Origin of the sequence: Vibrio comitans (assembly GCA_024346835.1) — a bacterium.
Classification (GTDB): domain Bacteria; phylum Pseudomonadota; class Gammaproteobacteria; order Enterobacterales; family Vibrionaceae; genus Vibrio; species Vibrio comitans.
The window spans coordinates 1,050,096-1,073,041 of the sequence record AP024866.1 but is presented as its reverse complement, the minus strand read 5'-3'; the positions used below and the strand labels follow the sequence as shown (position 1 = coordinate 1,073,041).

The following is a 22,946-nucleotide window of genomic DNA, read 5'->3' as shown; positions in this document are numbered from 1 at the left end:
CAGTTACCCGTAAAAAGCACCTGTCTTTATGTCTCAGCAGAACACACGTAAACACATTTATATCGCCTATACCGGTGGTACTATCGGTATGCAAAAATCAGCGAATGGCTATGTACCCGTAGCAGGATTCATGGAGTCACAGCTTGCTGGTATGCCGGAGTTCAATCGTCCGGAGATGCCGCAGTACACTATCCACGAATACGCGCCTCTTATCGACTCTTCTGATATGACACCTGCTGATTGGCAACAGATTGCCGATGACATTAAGGACAACTACGAAAAGTACGATGGTTTCGTCATTTTGCACGGCACCGATACTATGGCTTACACGGCGTCAGCTTTGTCATTTATGTTGGAAAACCTTGGCAAGCCGGTAATAGTGACAGGCTCTCAAATCCCGCTCGCTGAACTTCGCTCAGATGGGCAAGCCAATTTGCTTAATGCCCTGCATATTGCGGCCAACTACCCAATCAATGAAGTCACCTTATTCTTCAACAACCAGTTGATGCGCGGCAATCGAAGCACTAAATCTCATGCCGATGGTTTTTCCGCTTTTACCTCACCAAACCTTCCTCCTTTGCTTGAGGCAGGGATAAACATTCAGGTGAGTTCTATTGCAGAAGTCGATAAGAAGCCAGTGGGTGAATTCAAGGTACACACCATAACCCCACAGCCTATTGGGGTTATCACCATGTATCCTGGGATTTCTCATGAGGTAATTCGCAACACATTACGTCAGCCAGTAAATGCCATGATTCTGCTGACCTTTGGTGTGGGTAATGCACCGCAGAATCCGCAATTATTAGCGCACCTTAAAGAAGCCTCAGAGCGTGGCGTTATCGTGGTGAATCTCACCCAGTGTCTTGCGGGTAAAGTAAATATGGGTGGCTACGCAACAGGCTGTGCTCTGGCCGACTCTGGGGTTATCAGTGGGTATGATATGACTCATGAGGCCGCCCTTGCAAAGCTTCACTTCTTACTAAGCCAAGGCTTGAGCTACGAAGAGATCAAGGTTCAAATGCAGCGAGTACTGCATGGTGAAATGAGTTTATAAGACATTCAAACCGACTCAGCTTCATTGAGTCGGTTTACTTTCCCACTATCTATCTTTAACAGTCATTGTAGTAAGTGCTATTGTCATACTATCCAACTACTTAGGATAATTAGGCTATGCGCGATACGATCTTATTTGATATCAATGAAACTGTTCTGAGCTTAGCGCCACTGAAGCCTAAGTTTGCCGCCTATTTCGGTAGTGCGGATTTTACCGACACTTGGTTTTCCATGCTACTGCATAGTTCAACGGTAGCCATCGCCACTGGGGTAAAATCAGATTTTGCGACTCTTGCCAAAATTGCCCTGCAAACATTAGCCTCAAAGAGGCACATCTCCCTTAGCGAAGTCCAGCAAACCGATTTATTGTCTACATTTGCAAGCCTTCCGGTGCATTCAGACATAAAGCCGGCATTAACCTGGTTACGCGACAATGGCTATCGCACGATTGCCCTTTCTAATTCATCCTCTAAATTAATCAGCACGCAAATAGAGAATGCGGGGCTTACAGGTTACTTTGACCAAGTTATTTCCGTGGAAGAAACTGAAAGCTTTAAGCCCTGTGTGGACGTCTACCACTTTGCTGCGGAAAAAGTGAACCGTTCGGTCGAAGACCTCAGGTTGGTAGCAACACATGATTGGGATACCCATGGCGCTATGACAGCAGGAATGCGCGCCGCTTACATCAACCGAAGCGGCGCCATTTATCATCCTCTGTACAAAAAGGCAGAAATCGTTGCTGACAATATGCTGCAACTGGTTCAACAGATAGTAAACGTTGACAATGAGTTGAAGGCTTAACCATCAATCTCTAGTTAGTCGACGTTTACCTTAGTGATTGTTTCTTCATTGTTAAATTGACGCTTCAATTCACTCTTAGATTTGAAGCTTATTTCCCCGCCCGCTGCCACTGTCATGTGCTGCGCTTCGGTATTATTCTTACTTTGATAAAGCATTACCGCTTGTTGACAGTAGGCTCTTTGCTCTTCACTCAAAGCAGTGCCTTCAGGCCAGCGACCCGTTTCAACAGCAAAACACAGCCTCTGATACGCCTCTGGTGTTATGGCATCAACCATTTGTGCTAAATCCGGCTTAATTTGACTCATTGTCTCCCTCCAATCTCATTCCATGTTGTAACAAAGTTACCACAATGATTAATTTTGCTCATTATCCTTATTGAAAACTAGGGATACCGAATTCACACAATAACGTTCTCCTGTGCTGACAGGACCATCCGGGAACACATGTCCGAGGTGGCTATCGCAATTTGCACAACGGATCTCTACACGTTTCATGCCGTGGCTATTGTCTTCTAAGTAGCGAATCGCATCATTGGATACTGGAGCATCGAAGCTTGGCCAGCCACAACCTGAGTCATATTTGTTATCTGATTTAAACAGCAAAGCCTTGCAACAAGTACAAGCGTAATCCCCTGTCGCTTTGTTGTGTAATAGTTTTCCACTATAAGGCGCTTCAGTGCCCTGCTCTCGGCACACTCGGTACTCTTCTTCTGATAATTCCTGACGCCATTCTTGGTCTGATTTTTTACTATCACTCATGCTTATAACGAGTCCTGCTTCCCTAATTAATATTTATCATTACTTTTTGGCATTGGATCACTTGCCTCGTCCGATGTTGTAGCACATACTTTCTTCCACTTATGTGAAAGAGATAGAAATTCGCGCGTCAAAATCAACTTTTTGTTGCGCAACACGCACTTGTTGAGCATTAGCTCATCAAATGAGTGCAATAAACCACCATCTGCAGAGCTAAGTAGGATAAGTCAGTATTTTTTTTTGACTTTGAACAAAATAAGCTTGATTATCTATTGCAGAAGGAAACTGAGTTTTGTAATTTTACTACCAGTTTACAATTAATCTGAAATAAGTTGTGGAGCAACTATAATGACTATCAAAGTAGGTATTAACGGTTTTGGCCGTATCGGCCGTTTCGTTTTCCGTGCGTCTGTTGAGCGTAACGACATCGAAGTTGTAGGTATCAACGACCTTATCGATGTAGAGTACATGGCATACATGCTTAAGTACGATTCAACTCACGGTCGTTTCAACGGCACTGTTGAAGTAAAAGACGGTAACCTAATCGTTAATGGTAAAACTGTACGTGTAACTGCAGAGCGCAACCCAACTGACCTTAAGTGGGACGAAATCGGTGTTGACGTTGTTGCTGAAGCAACAGGCATCTTCCTAACTGACGAAACTGCTCGTCAACACATCACTGCTGGTGCGAAGAAAGTTGTTCTAACTGGTCCTTCTAAAGACGCGACTCCAATGTTCGTTAACGGCGTAAACTTCGACACTTACGCCGGTCAAGACATCGTTTCTAACGCTTCTTGTACTACTAACTGCCTAGCGCCAATCGCTAAAGTTCTTAACGACAAGTTCGGTATCGAGTCTGGTCTTATGACTACAGTTCACGCTACTACAGCAACTCAAAAAACTGTAGACGGTCCTTCTGCTAAAGACTGGCGTGGTGGTCGTGGTGCTTCTCAGAACATCATCCCATCTTCAACTGGTGCTGCTAAAGCTGTAGGCGTTGTACTTCCTGAAGTAAACGGCAAACTAACTGGTATGGCTTTCCGCGTACCAACTGCTAACGTTTCTGTAGTTGACCTAACAGTTAACCTTTCTACAGCAGCTTCTTACGAAGCAATCTGTGCTGCAATGAAAGAAGCTTCTGAAGGCGAAATGGCTGGCGTTCTTGGTTACACTGAAGACCAAGTTGTTTCTCAAGACTTCATCGGTGAAGTTTGCACTTCAGTATTCGATGCTAAAGCTGGTATCGCACTTAACGACAAGTTCGTTAAAGTTGTATCTTGGTACGACAACGAAATCGGCTACTCAAACAAAGTTCTAGACCTAATCGCTCACATCTCTAAGTAAGCATTAGCTAAGAAATTTGCATGAAGGCGGCTCTCGAGTCGCCTTTTTTTTGTCAAAAATTTAGGGCAACAAGAACAACTGCACACTCAACCGTGCATCACAATACGCCCTAATGTAGTGAGAACTCAATATGGATGTATATCAACTACCCGCAATAGCGGTCCTCTCTGACAACGTCACCGTCGTTCAGCAAGACGAACTTAAGATTATTCGCGTCATTCACGAAAAAGCCTCTGCGGCCATTGCGCTTCACGGCGGCCATGTCATCTCTTATAAACCACACGGCCAACAAGACCTTATCTGGATGAGTGAGCAAGCTATTTACGATGGTAAAGCTGCACTACGTGGTGGGATCCCTGTTTGCTGGCCATGGTTTGGTCGTATTGCAACACCTGCTCATGGCTTTGCTCGTAGCTCGCAATGGAAGCTTATCGAGCACAGAGAAAATGAAACTGGGGTGATTGTTAGCCTAGGACTCAGCACTTCTGAAGAAACTCTAGCGGTGTGGCCACATCAGTTTGAAGCTGTACTGAATGTAGAGGTAGGCAACGAGCTAAAGGTAAGCTTAGTCATGACTAACACAGACGAAGCTGACTGGCGCTTCTCTGGCGCTCTTCATACCTACCTAAATATCTCTAATATCGATAATGTAGAAACACGTGGTATGGGACCTGAGTATATCGATAGCCTCAATGAGGCTAAATTGACTCAAGGCGGCGATGTACTCACCCTTACTGATACTATTGACAGAGTCTACACCCAGCCAAAACCTCTCATCACCTTAAGTGATCCTGGCTTTGAGCGAGAGATTGTTATAGAAAACCAAGGTTCAAACTCAGCCGTGATCTGGAATCCTTGGGCCGAGGGAGCGACTGCCATGGGTGACATGCAAGATGATGGTTACAAAACCATGCTGTGCATTGAAGCCAGCCAACATGCCCCAAGTATCGAATCTGGCACTGTCGTAAAACCAGGTGAGAGTTACACGCTATCAACCACTATCGGTTGTAAGTAAATCCTGTGAGTGACTCTAGTCCCTAGAGTCACTTTTTATAATCATTGTCTCTATCATCGATAGCGACTACTATCTGCATACCATTTTTTGAATCAAGCTATTATGATCTACGCCTGCCCTCTTTGTTCACAACCTTTAGCCCTAGAATCTCGAACGTTTAAATGCCCTAACAACCACATGTTCGATAAGGCCAAGGAAGGCTACGTAAATTTGATGCCCGCTCATCACAAACATTCAAAGAATCCAGGCGACAGTAAAGAGATGATGCAAGCTCGCAGAGCCTTTCTAGAGTCTGGTCACTATCAAAAGCTGCAAAAGCAGTTAGCGTCTACTATCGAAAAGTGTGGCCAAGGCATCACTAACCCAACTGTATTGGATATCGGTTGTGGAGAAGGCTATTACACCAATGAAATCGCCAATACGCTGACCGATGACGCAGACGTGTATGGTTTAGATATCTCCAAAGTGGCTATTCGATATGCATCAAAACGCTATTCAAACTGTCAATTCAGTGTCGCATCAAGCTACAAACTGCCTTTTGCTGAAAACAGCCTAGATGTCATTGTTAAGGTCTATGCGCCAAGCAAACAAGAAGAGTTACTGCGTTGCTTAAAACCCAGCGGATTCTTAGTCACAGTAACTCCTGGTGCAAGACATCTATTCCAGCTTCGCGAACGTATATATCAAGAAGTTCGCTTACACGAAGAGCAAGCAGATGAATTTGCCGGACTAGAGTTGGTAGAGCAAGCTAAACTCAACTATGAAATGGAGTTAAAAGATGGCTTAGCCTTCGATCTGCTGCAAATGACCCCGTTTGCTTGGAAGGCGTCCCAAGAATTGCAAGCTGAGCTTAAAGAGTGCGAAACATTCCACTGTGAAGCCGACTTTAACATCCGAATTTACAGGGTGAGTTAGCCCCTTTAGGCAGGAGAGCCGCTATGTATGGAAACAAAAACACCCTAGTATTGCTCTCCTGTTTCCTCTGTGCTCCCGTCTTAGCCGGTAATCAAGCTTCTTCTGTCGCTACCTTCTTTGACTATCAACTCTATCAGGACCAATCCAAGCCATTAACGCTGAACTCTCTTCCTAAGCAAATTTTTGAGGCTGATGTTGTGCTTGTCGGAGAATGGCATTCTCATTCTGCTGTACATCGATTCCAGTCTGATCTTTACCGGCGTCTGCTTGAAGAAAACAGCAAGGTTAGTCTCTCAATGGAACAATTCAGTCGCCCGTCGCAAGAAGTGTTGGATCAATACCTGCAAGGTGAGATCGGCGAGTTAGCTTTAGTGGCTCATGGTAACGCATGGCCTAACTATACCAGTGATTACAGAGCCATTGTCGAACAGGCAAAGTCGGCAGGTATGCCAATCATCGCCGCCAATGCACCGAGAGACATCGTGCGCTGCATTGGAAAAGTCGGCCCTGAATACCTTCAAAGACTCGATAGTGAAGAGCGTAACTTCGTTGCTGCACACCTAGATACCTCAGATAGACCTTATAAGGTAGATTTCACCGAAATGATGGAAGGGATAGATAAGGATGTTGTAGAAAAAATGTATGCGGCACAGGTTTCTTGGGATGAGACTATGGCAGAAAGTATTGCTATGCACCTTACTGAAAAACCCGATCATCAATTAATGCATACGGCCGGAAAGTTTCACGTTGAGCAAGGTATGGGCATCGCTTACTCGCTCAAAAAGCGCATGCCCAATGTTAAGATTGCGTTGATCACCCCAGTGACAGAAATATCGGAAGCAACCGAGGGTAGCCACTTTCCGGAGTATCAATTACTGGTGTTGTCCCTACCAGAGCAGAGGGTTACAGGTGGGCACGACCACGGAACGTCAACACACCCACATTCTGTTTCTTCAGATGATTGTAAGTAGTTACTTACGATTTGGGTGATTAAGAATATGGTCTTCCCAATCCACAACATCAATCTCATACACTACTTTGTTGCGAACGCTCTCGCCTGCAGCATGCATTGCAGATTTCGAGCCCGTAATTAGCGGGTGCCATTCAGGCAGATCTTTGTTTTCTGATAATAATCGGTAAGCGCAGGTTTCTGGTAACCAGTGAAATTCGTGAATCTTATCGCGCGTCAACTTCAGGCATTCTTCACCAGACTCAAAGCGATTGGCATAGTCTTTACAGCTACACGTCTTGCTGTTTAGCCAGCTACACGCCACATTGGTGTAATAGACCTCATCACTGTCTTCATCCATCAGTTTGTGTAGGCAACATTTACCACAACCATCACATAGAGCTTCCCACTCTTGTTCGCTCATCTGCTCTAGTGTTTTTGTTTGCCAAAATGGAGAAGTCATCTTAATTCTTACCGTCATTAACTTGGAGGCGTTTTATACCTATTCATCGCTTAAAATACAAGCAAAAGCGACAATCAAGCACTTACATGAATACTTTTCATCCGAGTACAGAAACTTCTTTCAATCTTGGTAAAACTGTTGATAATCCCCTCTTCTATTATCTCTAAGGCTCACATGTATGGAATGTCGTCTTTATTGTGGTGCCTGTTGTATAGCGCCGAGCATATCTAGCAGTTTTCCGCTGCACCCTAATGGCAAGAATGCCGGCGAGCGCTGTAAGCAACTTAACGAAGATAACTTGTGCAAGCTTTTTGGTAAAAAAGAGCGCCCAGATGTTTGTCATGGTTTCAAAGCGGCAGAATGGGTGTGTGGTGATACACGCGAACAAGCACTTTTCATTCTCAATGATCTAGAAAACTGTACTGCTTAAAGCGACTCTTGTCAGAGTTCTTCGTTTTTCACCCTCATAAATTTTTCCACACTTGTTAAAAACCGACTACCTTTATTAAGAATCAAACACTTATAGAAGGGATTCTTATGAATAAGTACTTAGCCGAGCTGATTGGAACATTTTGGTTGGTATTAGGGGGTTGTGGTAGTGCCGTTTTAGCTGCGGGCATTCCCGATCTCGGTATTGCGTTTGCTGGCGTTGCATTAGCCTTCGGTCTTACCGTTGTCACCATGGCCTATGCCATTGGCCATATCTCAGGTTGTCATTTAAACCCTGCCGTTACTATTGGTCTTTGGGCAGGTGGTCGTCATGAAGCCAAGGAAGTCGTCCCCTACATCGTTGCACAGGTTATTGGCGGTATCATTGCTGGTGGTGTGTTATATGTAATCGCTACAGGTAAAGCTGGCGCAGAAATTGGCGGGTTCGCAACGAATGGTTATGGCGATCACTCTCCTATGGGTTATGGAATGACTGCAGCCCTAGTGACTGAAATCGTTCTTACTGCCGTCTTCCTGTTCGTTATTATGGGTGCTACTGACGGTAGAGCACCGGCAGGCTTCGCTCCTCTTGCTATTGGCCTATGTCTAACACTGATTCACTTGATCAGTATCCCTGTCACCAATACTTCAGTGAACCCTGCACGAAGCACCGGTGTGGCGGTATTTGTAGGGGATGCCGCAGTCAGTCAGTTGTGGCTATTCTGGGTAGCCCCAATTATTGGCGGTATTATAGGCGCCGTCATCTACAAAGCCGTTGCAGGCAAAGAGTAGATTAATACAAGCACAAAAAAGGCCGCTTAGTGAGTCACTAAGCGGCCTTTTAACATCTTACGATTAAAGCTTGTGTCGCCCAAGAAGGGAATGAGACAAGGTAGTGCCATCTACTAGGTCTAGCTCGCCACCCACAGGCACGCCATGAGCAATTCTAGAGGCATTAACTTGGTGGATATGACAAAGCTCTGCAATGTATTGAGCTGTTGCCTCACCTTCAACCGTTGGGTTGGTCGCCAATATCACTTCCGTGATTTCGCCTTCTTGAAGTCTAAAATCGAGCTTATCAAGCCCAATGTCACTGGGGCCAATTCCATCAAGAGGGGAAAGATGCCCCATCAATACAAAATAGAGTCCAGAATACTGACCTGTTGCCTCTACGGCCGCAATATCAGCAGGGCTTTCAACAACACATATTTGACCTGTTTGCTGCCTTTTGGGATTGCTACAAATATGGCAAACGTCGTTTTCCGTAAAGGTTCGACATTCACCACAGTGACCCACTTCAGTCATTGCCTGACTAAGAGCGTCAGCTAGCTTAACGCCACCACTTCTATCTCGCTGCAATAAATGAAAGGCCATACGCTGTGCCGACTTGGGACCCACCCCAGGTAGACAACGTAAGGCCTCCATCAACTGCTCCAGCATGTTACTGGTACGCATTGATTAGTTCTGTTTCTTAGAACGGCATTTTCATGCCTGGTGGTAGTTGCATACCGCCAGTCACAGAAGCCATTTTTTCTTTTTGAGTCTCTTCAACACGACGAGCTGCATCGTTAAATGCTGCTGCAATCAGGTCTTCAAGCATCTCTTTGTCGTCTTCCATCAAGCTCTCATCGATGTCAACGCGACGCACATTGTGACTACCAGTGATCGTCACTTTAACTAGCCCAGCACCAGACTCGCCAGTCACTTCCATTTGTGCGATCTCTTCTTGAAGCTTCGCCATACGATCTTGCATTTGCTGGGCTTGCTTCATTAGGTTGCCCATACCGCCTTTTCCAAACATTCTGAATCTCTCTTTGATATCGGTATTGATAATTACTAGTGAAATGGGGATTACTCTAGCCCATTTCAACCCTATATTGGACGAACACTCTCTCTATCCAGTTCCGCTGAAAAACGGGCCTCAATAAACTTTATATGCTCGTCATTTTCTAAACTGTTAAATGCCTGCTCAAGCTTTCCTTGATACAGTGTTTCTCGCAGCTCTAAAGGTGTTTGACCTTGCTCATCGACTTGAACCGTAATTTCTCGATGTTGCCCTGTCACCTCTGATAACGCCTGCATTAACTCGGTACGAGACTTTTCACCATCAAGATGTTGCTGACTCGGCCTTAGATGCAAAACAATCCCACTATCGTTTTCCTCATAATGGGAGTTTAAGGCTAACTGCTCTACAAGCTTAGCGGTATTCAGCTTGGCTATCAAAGCACTCCAGCTATCCTGCACTACAGATTCGTCGACCAATTTGGAAACCATTTCTGGTGTCTTCTCATGCTCCAAAGCCTTTTTCAGCAGTGCTGGTGTTAAGCCTGGCTTTTTCTCTTTCGGTTGAGAAGACTCGGATGCCTGCCATTGGTATGGCTGGCCACTGGTATCGACTTTTTCCTGCAGCACGGACTCTGAAGGCGTCTTTGGCGGGTGCTTTTGGGTCACTCGCTGAAGTACGCTCTCTTTTTTACCTGTCTGTGCTGCCTCACCCTTTTTTGAGCGATCGCCTTGTACGGATGTTTTGCTCTGACGCTTAGAGCGAAGTTGATGGCGAAGCCCCACCAATGGGCTCTTAACCGAAGCTTGAGACTCACTAGTTGCATCAGAACCAACAGGCTCTATAGGCTGACTTACGCTAGCAGCATCTTGATAGGCCTGAGCAGGTGGCTCATACCCAGAATGCGCAGAAGGCACATCAACCATAGGAGGTGGCTCTGCGGATAAAATAGCTTGCTGTGGCGGCTCTGCAGGGCGAGGTTTCGGTGAAACAGGGTTCGCAGCTCCCTGCTCTAAAACCTTTTTCGCTTGTTGAACGGGTGACGGTCTTTCCGCTACAGGTGCAGTATCCACTACAGGTAAAGACTGCGTTGAGTTACCAATAGCATTGCTCTGTGTTGATATAACATTCGCTGCAGGCTTGTCAGCAGGGCTAAACGCAAGCATACGCAGCAGGGTCATTTCTGCCCCAGCGCGCTCCGTTGGCGCCATAGAAAGCTCACAACGCCCTTTTAGAGCGATCTGGTAGTAAAGCTGAACCTCTTGCGGCGATATTTGCTCTGCAAGGTGTTGAACTCGCTCAGCGTCCATATGACTCGCATCTAAAGTCGCAGGAAGCGCTTGATACATGGCGATGCGATGTAATTGCATCGACAACTCTTGCAGTAAACCATCCCAATCAACACCATTGCTGGCAAGTTGGTTTAATGCCTCTAGGCTTTTTGATGCCTGCTTATGAACAATGGCATCAATCAAATATAACGCTTGTTCACTATCAAGTGTACCCAGCATTCGCGACACTTGCTCTGTCAATACATTGCCATTACCTAAAGCGATAGCCTGATCAGCAAGACTTAATGCATCACGCATACTGCCATCAGCTGCATGCGCAAGCATGCCTAAAGCTCGGTCCTCTCTGGCAATATTTTCTTGCTCTAGAACATGCTCTAGCTGCTGATGAATATCATCAACAGTAATAGGCTTAAGATGAAACTGAAGACAGCGAGATAAAATCGTCACCGGCAGTTTTTGTGGATCAGTTGTTGCCAACAAAAACTTCACATACTCAGGTGGCTCTTCTAGGGTTTTAAGCAGCGCATTAAAACTGTGCTTTGACAGCATGTGCACTTCATCTATCAGGTAAACCTTAAAGCGCCCCCTCGCTGGCTTATATTGAACGTTGTCCAATAAGTCGCGAGTGTCTTCAACCTTGGTTCTGGAGGCGGCATCGATTTCAAGCAGGTCAACGAAGCGACCTTGATCAATTTCAACACAACTTTGACACTTGCCACAAGGAGTTGATGTAATGCCCGTTTCGCAGTTTAAGCCTTTGGCTAGTAGGCGACCAATTGTCGTTTTACCTACACCGCGAGTACCGCTAAACAAATAGGCATGATGCAGGCGATTTTGGTCTAACGCATTCTCCAACGCAGTCAAGACGTGCTCTTGCCCTACGACCTCTTTAAATCGCTTTGGACGCCATTTACGTGCTAACGCTAAGTAACTCATTAATTATCCTGATAGATGAGACGAATTAGTGACCGTCGAACTCGCATAGGCTAAACACTTCGATGCCCATTTTTTCAATACGTTTATCACCACCAATCTCAGGTAGGTTGATAACAAAGGCTGCGTGTTCAACGATGCCACCAAGTTGGCGAATCAGTTTAGTTGTTGCCTCAATAGTGCCACCTGTAGCAAGCAAATCATCAACCACAAGTACCTTATCGCCTTCAGTGATGGCATCGGTGTGAATTTCCAGCACGTCGGTACCGTACTCTAACTCATAGGATTGAGAGATAGTGTTACGAGGTAGCTTGCCTGGTTTACGCACTGGAACAAAACCAACACCCAATTCAAGAGCAAGAGGTGCACCAAACAAAAATCCGCGTGCTTCAGTGCCAACCACTTTCGTAAAGCCCATGCCTTGGTAGCGCTCAACTAGCATTTCAATCGTAGCTTGATATGCTTTTGCATCTTCCATCAAACTGGTTACGTCACGAAACAGAATACCTGGTTTCGGGTAGTCTTGAATGCTTTTGATACTTGCTTTGATCAGAGCTTGCTTTTCAATATTCATAGTTAATTCTTACAGTTTAATTCAGCCCCTAACCATAGTTGTTTATTCCTGATTTCGCATTGCGACAACACTGAGGATGAATACTCAGATTCGCCTAAATCAAGGTAATGAACGGACGCAAAGTAGCGCATGGGTTGGGTGCAATTGATATCCATCTAAACAAAGTATAACCAGTGCCTCTGGTCATAGTAATTAGAATGATATAAGTGGACGATATGGTAGTGATTTTATCAATATTGAGCAAGCCACACTTTGGCGTGCCTCAAGTTTTCGCGGTTGAATTACTCCGCTGGCTCGGGAAGGCGACTCATCCATAACAGTAATATCGCCATTATTGCCACCAACAGCAGCCTCACCCAGTTAATCGGAGCCAAAGCAATGGATAACGTAAAGCTAAACAATATGAGCCAGTATGCTTTACGCTTAACCGAGCGCTTTATGCCACGAGTTTCTTGCCAGTCTTCGATAATGGGGCCAAAAGTGGGGTGAGAAAGGAGTTTTTGATTAAGGCGAGGAGAACTCCTCATAAAACAGGCGCTGGCCAGCAGTACAAAAGGAGTGGTTGGAAGCAGCGGCAACACAACACCTATTAGCCCTAACACTAGGCACACTAGCCCTAGGGAAATTAGCGTCCATCTTTTCAACTGATTTTGGGGGTTAGCCACTACTGCAAAGCCTTGTCCACTCTTAAGCCTACAAAGAGAATATCTGAACTTGGCAAAAAAAAGAAGTTGAAGCTAAGGCTCTAACTACTAATTCCCTTTGTTTTCAATGACAATTTGACAGTTAGCATTGGCTAAGCCAGAAAGCTTCAGACTGTTTTTTCCTGTTGTAGAAAGCGGGAATTGCTCCTGATACAACACCTTGTCATTCCCCAAACTCTCTTGAGCTGTGAGTGCATGGTCGATATTCGACGTAGTCCAAGAGCCCTCAACACCGGCGCTGATCACCTTAAACTCACTATTTGAGAAGTCGGCAAGTCCTACCATCGCGTTGATGGGTTCTCCGCAATCAGCGTAACGAATCGCTTTTTCAAGATTATTGACTAAGTCTTGGATATGGAAAACCTGCGATTCTTGGCTGCGAATATAATCGTTAAACAAGGCTCGAACCAACAGGGTTGTTGACACCCCATATTGCTGCGCTGAATCAGAATCCAGAACATAAAAAAGAAACTGTCCATTCATGCTCCAGGCATAGTCATAGACGATTGGCATAGATTCAGAGCTTTGTAATACCCGAAAATGGCAGTGCCACACACCCTGGCTGGTTTTTTGTTCAGGTACTAACGCCTGCAACAAATCACGTGATATATCAGGATGATTATCTAAATATTCTAGGTGCCAATGCAGCTCCTGATCTTCTGGTAGCTCTCCTTGAGGGTTTAACTGAAACCATTGGCTGGTAAAGTCTCTTGCACCCAGTGCAGAATCTTTAGCTTCTTTAAGAGTACTGTCAACGGTCGAGAGAAGATGAGTAGGATTAACGATGGGTTTTGTCACGAAGTCCTTGATGCCAAACTTCAATGCCTTAGCCACCACCGACATTTTTTCTGTACCGGAGATGACAATTAAAGGAAGAGAGGGATATTGGTGACTCACCTCTTCAACAAATTCCATTCCATTTAGCAGTGGCATTTCTATATCGCAAATCACCAAGTCGGGCACGTGTTTCGCAAGATGCTGCAATCCCTCGAGGCCATTATCTGCTTCAAACACGCGATAACCTTGGGTCTCAAGTAGTGAACGAACTAAATTTCTAAATACAGCGTCGTCATCCAATATAAGAACATCTGCTGCATATTTTTGATTCATTGGCAGTTCCACTAGGGTACTCTCTTGGTGCACTTCATACTCTTTAAGTCTACTTCAATTGCTTTAACCTTAGATGTCCGTTTTAATAATCACAAAGATAAATGACTTATTTTGACGACAAATTGTAAAAACTGTTTGATAATAAACACTAAATCACCTGACCCGTAAGGGTTGTTATCCCCCTTGAAAGTGAGCGCATATCTAGATCATGAAAGATACTATGAAACTTGATGACCTCAATCTGTTCCGCCAAGTCGTGGAGCATGGAAGCTATACAGCCACATCACGAGCAACTCGCATACCTGTTGCGACAATTACTCGAAGAATACAAGCGTTAGAAGACGCTATCGATTTACGACTGCTGAACAGACACGCTCGCAAATTAACGCTAACGGAAGCCGGACAACGTTTCTATGAGCAGTGTGGTCCCCTTCTCAAGCAAATATCTAGTGCAGCTGTTGAGCTAGGTGAAGAGTGTCGAGGAGCTGCAGGTCGCTTGAGAGTCTCCTCTCCTGCTAACCTAACCAAACGGATGTTGATGCCACTATTTGAAGGATTCATGGACACCTATCCTGATATCCAGATAGACCTGAGCATGACCAATAGAGCCGATGAACTTGATCCTACAGAATGGGACATGATCTTCCGTGTTGGACCTCAGAGAGATTCCAACCTTATTGCTCGCAAGCTCACAGAAGTAAAAGACATCTTAGTCGCGAGCCCTGAGTATTTGAAAAATAATACCGCCTCTTTGCAACATGCTGAAGATTTGGCGGAGCACTCTCTACTGAAGGGCTTACCGCTTACGCACTGGTCTTTGCTGAATACCCATGGCGAAACCGTAGTCAATAAAGCGAAAGGCCGATTAGAGGCCACAGATCTTAATGTGGTAAGACATGCCTGTTCTGCAGGTGTTGGTATCGCACTAATACCTAATGTGATGGTCAACCATCACATCGAAAGTGGCGGTTTGGTTCAAGTATTGCCTGAGTGGGCGGCAAACCCCCGAGATATCTTTATGCTCTACAATCATAAAGACCATATCCCAGAAAAGACACGCCTACTTATTGATTACATCAGGGATTACTTTAACTAGTATCTTTGATTGAAGAGAGTCATAAAATGAAAAGGCCCAGCATATGCTGGGCCTTTCTATTGATGCTTTATCAAAGATGCATTAAGCGCCTTCGTTGTACATTTCCAAATTTGCTAGGTCTTGAGCAATGTTTTGCTCCGTTTTCGCATCATCAGAACGCAGAGAATCTAGGAAGTCTAGGTACTCTTGGTCAACATCGCCTGTCACGTATTGACCACTGAACACTGACGTCTCAAAGGTCTTGATGTCAGGGTTACCCTCGCCAACCGCAGCAACAAGATCATCTAATGATTGGAACATCAGTCCATCAGCGCCAATTAGCTTGGAAATCTCATCGACTTCACGACCATGTGCAATTAGCTCATTGGCACTTGGCATATCAATACCATACACGTTCGGGAAGCGAACTTCTGGTGCTGCAGAAACGATGTAAACCTTGTTTGCACCAGAGTCACGAGCCATCTCAATGATCTGCTCTGATGTAGTACCACGAACGATAGAGTCATCAACCAGCAGTACATTCTTGCCCTTGAATTCAGAGCGAATTGCATTCAACTTGCGACGTACTGACTTTTTACGTTGCTGTTGACCCGGCATGATGAAGGTACGCCCTACATAGCGGTTCTTAACGAAACCTTGACGATAAGGCTTGTCAATAATCTGAGCAATTTGCAGCGCAATATCACAAGAGGTTTCAGGGATTGGGATAACAACATCGATATCCAAATCATCCCATTCACGTTTGATCTTCTCACCCAGCTTGTTACCCATCTCAACACGAGCACTGTAAACAGATACTTTGTCGATGAACGAGTCAGGACGAGCAAAATAAACGAACTCAAAAATACATGGGTTCAATTGTGGGTTGTGTGCACACTGCTTAGTAAACAGTTGGCCATCAAAAGTAATGTATACCGCTTCACCCGGTGCAACATCACGCATGAAATCAAAGCCTACCGCATCTAGTGCTACAGACTCAGACGCCACCATGTATTCTGTGCCGTCTTCGGTTTCACGCTTACCAAGGCATAGAGGACGAATACCGTTCGGATCACGAAATGCCACCATACCATGACCGATGATCATCGCTGTTACCGCATACGCACCACGAATAGTTTCGTGTACACGCTCTACCGCATCAAACACATCTTTCTCAGTAATGTTAAATGTCTTAGTCATATCGATGTTATGAGCAAGCACGTTCAGCAATACTTCAGAATCCGAAGTTGTGTTTACATGACGACGATCTTGTTCGAAAAGCTTCTGACGAACCTCAGCAGCATTCGTTAGGTTGCCATTGTGAGCTAGCGTAATACCAAATGGTGAGTTCACGTAGAAAGGCTGTGCTTCAGATGCACTTGAACTGCCCGCTGTAGGGTAACGGACGTGTCCGATACCTACTGTGCCTTGAAGGCGCTGCATGTGTTTAGCTTCAAACACATCTTTAACTAGGCCGTTTGCCTTACGCAGACGAAAACGATTGCTATCTATGGTAATAATACCCGCAGCATCTTGTCCACGATGCTGCAAAACCGTAAGCGCATCATAAATCGATTGGTTAACAGGAGTTGTGCCTACAATTCCAACAATACCACACATGTTTAAACCCTCAGTATTGGCCAGTTAAGCTTTATACCACGCCGGATAAAAAGCTAGACGTTTCTTTAAGATGTTCGAAAAACGGTGCGATCAGACGACTAAACTCTGGAATCAATTGCGATTGGCGCCACCAGTCGGAATTCGACAAACTGGTGAAGGCATCCATAAAAAACAGTACTGCGGCAACGATTAATACGCCTCGCAAAGTACCAAATACGATCCCCAACACTCGGTCTGTACCTGACAGACCCGTTTTTTGGACCAGTTGCCCTATAGTGTAGTTAACTACTGCACCAACAACGAGTGTTGCAACAAACAGAGCACCAACGGCCGCTCCGTTTCGGACCATATCATCTTGGATGTTTGTGAAGTACACAGCTAGTCTAGAGTAGTATTGGCTGGCAATAAAAAAGGCGCCAAACCAAATCACTAAAGAGAGCGCTTCTTTAACAAAACCTCGTACCAAACTGATCAGCGCAGAGATGCCGATCACACCTAAAATAGTAAAATCTATCCAATTCATGAGCTTTACTTCCTCATGCTGGCGCGCATTCTAACAGAAAAATGCGCGACGCAAACGTTTTCTTTATGGATTTAATGGCTTAAATGTCTGAATCTGGCCAGAAGAGCCTGTGATCTTTTTCAATTCAGGCAGTTGCGACTCTAACTTAGAGCGTGAGACATCAGGGCCGATGATTACACGGTAAAAATCATTGGCTTTTACTACGCTGGCTCTATAACCACGGTTGCGTAGATCCTTCGCTGTTGTCTCCGCATTGTCGCCATTTCGCAGTGACACCAACTGAATAATCCAACCACTGTCTTGATAGTTGTTGCGCTCATCAACCTTACGCTCTTTTACTTCAACAACCTCAGGTTCAGGTTTCACCTGTGGCTTAGGCGTTGCTTTCGGCTTGTTTTCTGCAACAGCAACTGGCTCAGAGCTTTCATGAATGATCTCTTCTACAGGCTCAGGTGGTAGTGATATGTCTTCTTCTACTGGGTCTAAAATCTCAAAGGATTCGACTTCAGATTCAAGCTGAGGCTTGATTGGAATGGCAACGAACTCTTCCTTATAGTGCAGCTTCTCACCGTCCAATACGTCAGGGAGTACGATGACCCCAACGGCAACAAGCACTATGGTTCCGACTAAGCGACTTTGAAATTTACTCGCCATTGTTTCTCCTTGTTTGCCAGTGTTCCAACACGGCCCCTACGGTAAAAAATGATCCTAATACAACGACAATGTCATCTTCTCCTGCATCACTCATAGCCTGCTCAAACGCCTCAACAGGGCTATCAAACCCTACTGTACCTTTATCAAGATATTGACACAGTTCATCAGCCGAAGCCGCTCTAGGCCCTTCCAATGAGGCAGGATACCAATGCTGTGTGCAGCCAGAGAGTACTTCAAGGGTAGCGGCAACATCCTTATCATGAAGCATACCTACAACCGCTCTTACTTTTTGCTCTGGATAGCGCTGTTGTAGCTGAGCCACGAGGTACTCGGCGGAATGAGGGTTATGCGCAACATCGAGAATGACCGTTGGCTTTTTCGACAGATACTGCATTCTCCCTGCAAGCTTGGCATTCTTTAGACCATTCACAATGTTTACATCGGTCAGGTCTAAATCAGATACTCCCAACGCCATCAGCGCCGTCGCTGCATTGGCTAGCGGAAGATTGGGTTTAGGTAAATCGGTAACATCAAAGCTACCCGACTGCCAGTGCCACAGTTCACCATCCTCTTTGTACGAATACTGATATTCAACTTGATAAAGAGTTGCACCAATATCATCAGCATGAGCGGCAACGGTCATAGGTGCATTGGGCTGACCGCAAATGGCCGGCTTGCCTGATCTAAAGATGCCGGCTTTTTCAAATCCGATCACATTGATATCGTCACCGAGCCAATCAACATGGTCCACTGCCAGACTCGTAATAATACTGACATCGTGATCCACGATATTGGTCGCATCTAGACGACCTCCAAGGCCAACTTCTAGAAGCACAACGTCTACTTTTTGCTGCTGAAACAAATGCAGCGCAGCTAACGTCGCGTACTCAAAAAAACTAAGGCTGATATCGCCTCTTAATTTTTCGATAACATCAAAAGCAGCCACGTGATACTCGTCTGCAAGCTCCTCACCATTAATTCGAACTCGTTCGTTGTAGCGGATAAGGTGTGGGGAGCTATAAACCCCCACGCTATATCCAGCATCGAGTAGTATGGCTTCCATAATGGCACAGGTTGATCCCTTACCATTAGTTCCGGCAACGGTAATCACTTTTGGAGCTGGCTTAGTGAGACTAGGCGTCGCTTTCTGGGCTACTTGAGAAACGCGCTCAAGACCTAAGTCTATCGCACTGGTATGAATGGACTGTAAATAATCAAGCCACACCGTTAGGGATGATGTGGCTTGTGGGATATGTGAACTCATCTATCTATATAACGCTAATTACTGGCGGATAATGAGTACTGTACTATTTTTCAGGCGCTACGGGTACTTCGTATTCAGCCTCTTTTGGGCCTTCGTTAACAGAAACCACTAAAGGTGATGAATGGTTAGTCAACTTAGCCAATAAGCCACCTACTCTTTGACGCATTTCACGGCGATCAACGATCATATCGATTGCACCATGCTCAAGTAGGAACTCACTCGTTTGGAAGCCTTCAGGTAGGTCTTCACGAACAGTTTGCTCGATAACACGACGGCCAGCAAAACCAATAACTGCACGAGGCTCACCAATATTGATATCACCTAGCATTGCAAAGCTTGCTGATACACCACCCATAGTTGGGTCTGTCATAACCGAAATGAACGGCAAGCCTTTCTTTGAAAGTCGCTCTAGAGCTGCACTGGTTTTTGCCATCTGCATAAGAGACATTAACGCCTCTTGCATGCGAGCACCACCACTTGCAGAAAAGCATACTAAGCCACAGTTGTTCTCAATCGCTGCATCTACCGCACGAACGAAACGCGCACCCACAACCGACCCCATAGAGCCGCCCATGAATTTGAATTCCATAGCACAAGCCACGACCGGCATGCCATGAATAGCGCCTTTCATTGCGATCAATGCGTCTTTTTCGCCACTGCTTTTTTGGTAAGTAGCGATACGATCTTTGTAGCGTTTAGTATCTCTAAACTTCAGTTTATCTTGAGGCTCTAGCTCTGCACCTAGCTCTTCACGGCCATCTGCATCTAGGAAGCTGTCTAAACGGTTCCGTGCAGAGATGCGCATGTGATGATCACACTTAGGGCAAACCTCTAAGTTACGCTGTAGCTCTGCTTGATATAAAACTTGCTCACAAGAGGTACATTTCGTCCATACACCTTCAGGAACATTCGCCTTGCGAGACGTTGAAATACTGCTTTTGTTGAAAATCTTCTCAAGCCAACTCATGAAAGACCTTTTTCATTAAGCTCTCGCCGCAACGGCAAGAGGTTGATAATTTGCAAGGATTAAACCATAGATCCACTCTAGTGTAGATAAAAAACTGGTTGTACCTATCCCTTAATACTTAATTATTACAGCAAAATGACGTCAAACTGACGCTATATTTGCGTTTCATCACAATTCTTCGGGTAAAAACAGCGGCCCCATAGGTAATTCTGGAATAGCGAATTCCTCGGGGTAGTCCACTTTTACCAAATATAATCCGTGGGCTTTCGCCGTTGCTCCTGCTAGAGAGCGATTTTTCTGCGCTAATAACCACTCAATCCATTCAACGGGTTGCTCATTTCGGCCTACCACCAGCAAGCTACCGACGATATTTCGCACCATATGATGAACAAAGGCATTCGCCTTGATATCAACAACGATATAATGATTATGACGAGTCACGTTGATGTGCATCATATTGCGAAACGGGCTATGAGACTGGCAATGTGCAGCCCTAAATGACGTAAAGTCATTCTCTCCTAGCAAGAACTGGGCAGCTTGGTGCATTTTATCTACATCAAGATCACCGTGATAATGGCTCACCCCTTTTGCTAGGATTGCAGGGCGCAACGCATGGTTATAGATAACGTAGCGATAGCGCCTCGCGGTCGCACTGAATCGTGCATGAAAGTCTTCAGAAACCTCAGTCGCCCAACGCACAGCAATATCACCTGGCATATTGGCGTTAACGCCCATTTGCCAAGCTAGCATCTTACGAGAAGCTGTGGTATCAAAATGCACCACTTGCCCAGTTCCGTGTACGCCAGCGTCTGTGCGACCTGCGCATTGAACCTCTACTGGGTGATTCGCCACTATGGAGAGCGCTTTCTCTAAACGCTCTTGAACAGAATCGAATTCATTCTGTCTCTGCCAACCATAATATTTTGCACCATCGTATTCGATGCCTAGGGCGATTCTCATCAGTCACAATCCAGTTGAAATTTGGGGCGGGCAGTATAAACGATGCACGTTAACCTCACAAATTTCATTAAGACTGAATAGACTCAAGTAACTGCTGGGCGCGATGTTTCTCTTCTTGAGTCCCCTTATCCAACACCCCTTTTAACAACTTACGGGCATGGTTCAAATCGTTCATTTGAATGTAAACCGTAGCGAGATCAAGCTGACTGGCTACCTCACCATCCAAATCAACATCTTTCAGTTCTACCTTGCCAATAACGTCTGGGAACTCATCAAGTCCAACTCTTAGATCTAACTCTTCTTCATCTGGATTTATCGCAGGCTCTGCGTCTCCCTCAGCGATTACTTCATCAATCGTCTTATAAGGGCTGTGAGGCTTCTGCTCTACTGCTGATTCATTCTCAGTAGACGCCTGCTGCAATACAAGGTCTTCAGTAGGGCTAAGCTCCTGTGAATCAGGCTCTAACGATGCTTGAGACGCTTGCTCTTCATCTACTTCAGATACCGCCTTAGATTCAGAAATCGCCTCATCATCTTCTGCCAACAGTTCTAACGCTTCTTTCCTAGCATCAGCTAACGCCTCTTCCTCACCGTACTCAGGCAAGTCTTCGTCATGAACAACCTCTGCTGGCTCGACTTTTGATTGAGAAACATCATTAGTCTCCGCCAATTCGTCGCTCTCTAACTCAGGCTTGTCCGCTAAGATTTTATCCAGTTCTTGCTCAAACTCTTTGTCTAAAGGATTGACTGTGCCAGGCTGAGATTCATTCGGTGTAGATTCTGTCTCCGCCGCTGACGCATTTTTCGCTTCAACGGGTTCGACATTTTCAATCTCGGGTTCATCTTCACCTCGACTAACAGGCACTGGGTTTAATGCCTTAGGTGGTGAAGGCTCTTTACCAATCTGCGGGACGGGTCTTATTGAAAGAGTTAGCCTAATGATCAGTAACATGATTAAAGCTGTGACCGCCGCTGACAGAGCAACAATAACCCACACATTAGTGAGTAGGCTTGTACTGTCTTGACCAACGACTGAGCCTGATACATTGCGCTGCTCAATGAGCATTTTCTCAACATTGGCGCGGCGCTCAGATTCTAGGTCTAGCTGCCCCTTTAACTCCACAACATCAGTACGAATGGTACCGATAGCCTTAAGTAGATCCTGATTATTCTGTTGCAAAGAGCTATATTCGCTTTGTGACGACTGCAATTGCTGCTGCAAAAACTCAATTTGCTTTTGTTGGATTTCTCGAGCGCCAAGGTCTTCAACATTGATTTGTGTAGGCCCATTTTCACTGGCAACTTTGGCAAGGTAGCTCGCTTTACGCTCATGGATTTTGAATAAGCGAACCGCTTCCGCGACGCTCTGCTTTTCGACCGCTGCATCCGTTGGAATGGTGATTGTGCTGCCAGGCTTTAGCAAATGAATATTTCTGTCTTCAAAGGCAGTTGGGTTCTCTCTATAGATGGCTAATACCATCTTATAAACAGATTGCTCCTCACTACTTCTTACCGTTTGCCCTATAGACCACAGGGTCTCATCTATAGCGGTTGGGCCATAGGTTCTTTGAGTCGAAAGTCTGTTTTGATCTCGATTAAGCGCTGTGCCATCAAGATTGTCTGGGACAATATAGGTAGGAACCGCTTGTAGTTTTCCACTCGGCCCAACAAGGCGAATTTCTTCTGCTTGCGATGCAACAGAGAATAGAAGACAAACAATTACAGTAAGGGTACGACGATACAATTCCATTTGAGAGCGCAAC

General features: G+C 45.4%; 25 protein-coding genes. 9 read left to right on the top strand and 16 right to left on the bottom strand.

What is annotated here, in order from left to right; all coding sequences use genetic code 11:
• The first annotated feature begins 28 nt into the window (after window positions 1-28).
• Both ansA and OCU46_RS04925 read left to right on the top strand, forming a co-directional pair.
• The gene (gene ansA, locus OCU46_RS04930) at window positions 29-1,054 is read left to right on the top strand and encodes an asparaginase (RefSeq protein WP_141272168.1); all 1,026 of its coding nucleotides are present in this window, start codon (window positions 29-31) and stop codon (window positions 1,052-1,054) included.
• 116 nt (window positions 1,055-1,170) lie between these two features.
• Complete coding sequence (locus OCU46_RS04925) at window positions 1,171-1,854, top strand: haloacid dehalogenase type II (protein ID WP_141272167.1); 684 nt, start codon at window positions 1,171-1,173, stop codon at window positions 1,852-1,854.
• A 14-nt stretch (window positions 1,855-1,868) separates the two neighbouring features.
• Here the strand turns inward: OCU46_RS04925 and OCU46_RS04920 are convergent, their stop codons facing one another.
• Together OCU46_RS04920 and msrB are read right to left on the bottom strand one after the other, a co-directional pair.
• A complete protein-coding gene (locus OCU46_RS04920) occupies window positions 1,869-2,159 on the bottom strand; it encodes a YeaC family protein (RefSeq protein ID WP_141272166.1) in 291 nt (96 codons plus the stop codon).
• A 48-nt stretch (window positions 2,160-2,207) separates the two neighbouring features.
• Window positions 2,208-2,612: a peptide-methionine (R)-S-oxide reductase MsrB gene (gene msrB, locus OCU46_RS04915; protein ID WP_141272165.1), complete on the bottom strand. Its 405-nt coding sequence runs from the start codon at window positions 2,610-2,612 to the stop codon at window positions 2,208-2,210.
• Window positions 2,613-2,957: 345 nt separating this feature from the next.
• Here msrB and gapA point away from each other — a divergent pair, with 345 nt between their 5' ends.
• The 4 genes from gapA to OCU46_RS04895 all read left to right on the top strand — a co-directional run bounded on the left by gapA (window position 2,958) and on the right by OCU46_RS04895 (window position 6,854).
• The gene (gene gapA / locus OCU46_RS04910; RefSeq protein ID WP_141272164.1) at window positions 2,958-3,953 is read left to right on the top strand and encodes a glyceraldehyde-3-phosphate dehydrogenase; all 996 of its coding nucleotides are present in this window, start codon (window positions 2,958-2,960) and stop codon (window positions 3,951-3,953) included.
• Window positions 3,954-4,083: 130 nt separating this feature from the next.
• A complete protein-coding gene (locus tag OCU46_RS04905) occupies window positions 4,084-4,968 on the top strand; it encodes a D-hexose-6-phosphate mutarotase (protein ID WP_141272163.1) in 885 nt (294 codons plus the stop codon).
• 102 nt (window positions 4,969-5,070) lie between these two features.
• A complete protein-coding gene (gene rlmA, locus OCU46_RS04900) occupies window positions 5,071-5,883 on the top strand; it encodes a 23S rRNA (guanine(745)-N(1))-methyltransferase (protein WP_141272162.1) in 813 nt (270 codons plus the stop codon).
• A 23-nt stretch (window positions 5,884-5,906) separates the two neighbouring features.
• On the top strand, window positions 5,907-6,854 hold the full coding sequence (locus OCU46_RS04895; RefSeq protein ID WP_141272161.1) for a ChaN family lipoprotein: 948 nt from the start codon (window positions 5,907-5,909) through the stop codon (window positions 6,852-6,854).
• Here the strand turns inward: OCU46_RS04895 and OCU46_RS04890 are convergent, their stop codons facing one another.
• On the bottom strand, window positions 6,855-7,295 hold the full coding sequence (locus OCU46_RS04890; protein WP_017032457.1) for a YcgN family cysteine cluster protein: 441 nt from the start codon (window positions 7,293-7,295) through the stop codon (window positions 6,855-6,857).
• Window positions 7,296-7,473: 178 nt separating this feature from the next.
• Here OCU46_RS04890 and OCU46_RS04885 point away from each other — a divergent pair, with 178 nt between their 5' ends.
• Window positions 7,474-7,725 carry a YkgJ family cysteine cluster protein gene (locus OCU46_RS04885; RefSeq protein WP_141272160.1) on the top strand — a complete coding sequence of 84 codons (252 nt, stop codon included), beginning with the start codon at window positions 7,474-7,476 and terminating at the stop codon, window positions 7,723-7,725.
• A gap of 107 nt (window positions 7,726-7,832) precedes the next feature.
• Window positions 7,833-8,516 (top strand): aquaporin Z, encoded by a 684-nt coding sequence (gene aqpZ / locus OCU46_RS04880; RefSeq protein WP_141272159.1) that lies wholly within the window; start codon window positions 7,833-7,835, stop codon window positions 8,514-8,516.
• A 63-nt stretch (window positions 8,517-8,579) separates the two neighbouring features.
• Here the strand turns inward: aqpZ and recR are convergent, their stop codons facing one another.
• The 6 genes from recR to OCU46_RS04850 all read right to left on the bottom strand — a co-directional run bounded on the left by recR (window position 8,580) and on the right by OCU46_RS04850 (window position 14,120).
• Window positions 8,580-9,179 carry a recombination mediator RecR gene (gene recR, locus OCU46_RS04875; RefSeq protein ID WP_141272158.1) on the bottom strand — a complete coding sequence of 200 codons (600 nt, stop codon included), beginning with the start codon at window positions 9,177-9,179 and terminating at the stop codon, window positions 8,580-8,582.
• 16 nt (window positions 9,180-9,195) lie between these two features.
• Window positions 9,196-9,525 (bottom strand): YbaB/EbfC family nucleoid-associated protein, encoded by a 330-nt coding sequence (locus OCU46_RS04870; RefSeq protein ID WP_017027817.1) that lies wholly within the window; start codon window positions 9,523-9,525, stop codon window positions 9,196-9,198.
• Window positions 9,526-9,596: 71 nt separating this feature from the next.
• Window positions 9,597-11,735 (bottom strand): DNA polymerase III subunit gamma/tau, encoded by a 2,139-nt coding sequence (gene dnaX, locus OCU46_RS04865; protein WP_141272157.1) that lies wholly within the window; start codon window positions 11,733-11,735, stop codon window positions 9,597-9,599.
• A gap of 25 nt (window positions 11,736-11,760) precedes the next feature.
• Complete coding sequence (gene apt, locus OCU46_RS04860; protein ID WP_141272156.1) at window positions 11,761-12,306, bottom strand: adenine phosphoribosyltransferase; 546 nt, start codon at window positions 12,304-12,306, stop codon at window positions 11,761-11,763.
• A gap of 281 nt (window positions 12,307-12,587) precedes the next feature.
• Complete coding sequence (locus OCU46_RS04855) at window positions 12,588-12,950, bottom strand: YbaN family protein (RefSeq protein ID WP_141272297.1); 363 nt, start codon at window positions 12,948-12,950, stop codon at window positions 12,588-12,590.
• 108 nt (window positions 12,951-13,058) lie between these two features.
• Window positions 13,059-14,120, bottom strand: a complete 1,062-nt coding sequence (locus OCU46_RS04850; RefSeq protein ID WP_244311436.1) for a response regulator — start codon at window positions 14,118-14,120, stop codon at window positions 13,059-13,061.
• A 220-nt stretch (window positions 14,121-14,340) separates the two neighbouring features.
• Here OCU46_RS04850 and OCU46_RS04845 point away from each other — a divergent pair, with 220 nt between their 5' ends.
• Window positions 14,341-15,216 (top strand): LysR family transcriptional regulator, encoded by an 876-nt coding sequence (locus OCU46_RS04845; RefSeq protein WP_167495411.1) that lies wholly within the window; start codon window positions 14,341-14,343, stop codon window positions 15,214-15,216.
• An 81-nt stretch (window positions 15,217-15,297) separates the two neighbouring features.
• Here the strand turns inward: OCU46_RS04845 and purF are convergent, their stop codons facing one another.
• From purF to OCU46_RS04810, 7 genes are all read right to left on the bottom strand, one after another.
• Window positions 15,298-16,815, bottom strand: coding sequence for an amidophosphoribosyltransferase (purF, locus tag OCU46_RS04840; RefSeq protein ID WP_141272153.1), 1,518 nt, complete (start codon window positions 16,813-16,815; stop codon window positions 15,298-15,300).
• Between the two features lie 31 nt (window positions 16,816-16,846).
• Window positions 16,847-17,338: a CvpA family protein gene (locus OCU46_RS04835; RefSeq protein ID WP_141272152.1), complete on the bottom strand. Its 492-nt coding sequence runs from the start codon at window positions 17,336-17,338 to the stop codon at window positions 16,847-16,849.
• A 63-nt stretch (window positions 17,339-17,401) separates the two neighbouring features.
• Window positions 17,402-17,992: an SPOR domain-containing protein gene (locus tag OCU46_RS04830; RefSeq protein WP_141272151.1), complete on the bottom strand. Its 591-nt coding sequence runs from the start codon at window positions 17,990-17,992 to the stop codon at window positions 17,402-17,404.
• Window positions 17,982-19,256, bottom strand: coding sequence for a bifunctional tetrahydrofolate synthase/dihydrofolate synthase (gene folC / locus OCU46_RS04825; RefSeq protein WP_141272150.1), 1,275 nt, complete (start codon window positions 19,254-19,256; stop codon window positions 17,982-17,984). The genes OCU46_RS04830 and folC overlap by 11 nt, the downstream gene beginning before the upstream one ends.
• A 43-nt stretch (window positions 19,257-19,299) precedes the next feature.
• A complete protein-coding gene (gene accD, locus OCU46_RS04820; RefSeq protein ID WP_141272149.1) occupies window positions 19,300-20,223 on the bottom strand; it encodes an acetyl-CoA carboxylase, carboxyltransferase subunit beta in 924 nt (307 codons plus the stop codon).
• Between the two features lie 168 nt (window positions 20,224-20,391).
• Window positions 20,392-21,183 carry a tRNA pseudouridine(38-40) synthase TruA gene (gene truA / locus OCU46_RS04815; RefSeq protein ID WP_141272148.1) on the bottom strand — a complete coding sequence of 264 codons (792 nt, stop codon included), beginning with the start codon at window positions 21,181-21,183 and terminating at the stop codon, window positions 20,392-20,394.
• A gap of 67 nt (window positions 21,184-21,250) precedes the next feature.
• Complete coding sequence (locus tag OCU46_RS04810) at window positions 21,251-22,945, bottom strand: FimV/HubP family polar landmark protein (RefSeq protein WP_244311434.1); 1,695 nt, start codon at window positions 22,943-22,945, stop codon at window positions 21,251-21,253.
• Between the last annotated feature and the right edge of the window lies 1 nt (window position 22,946).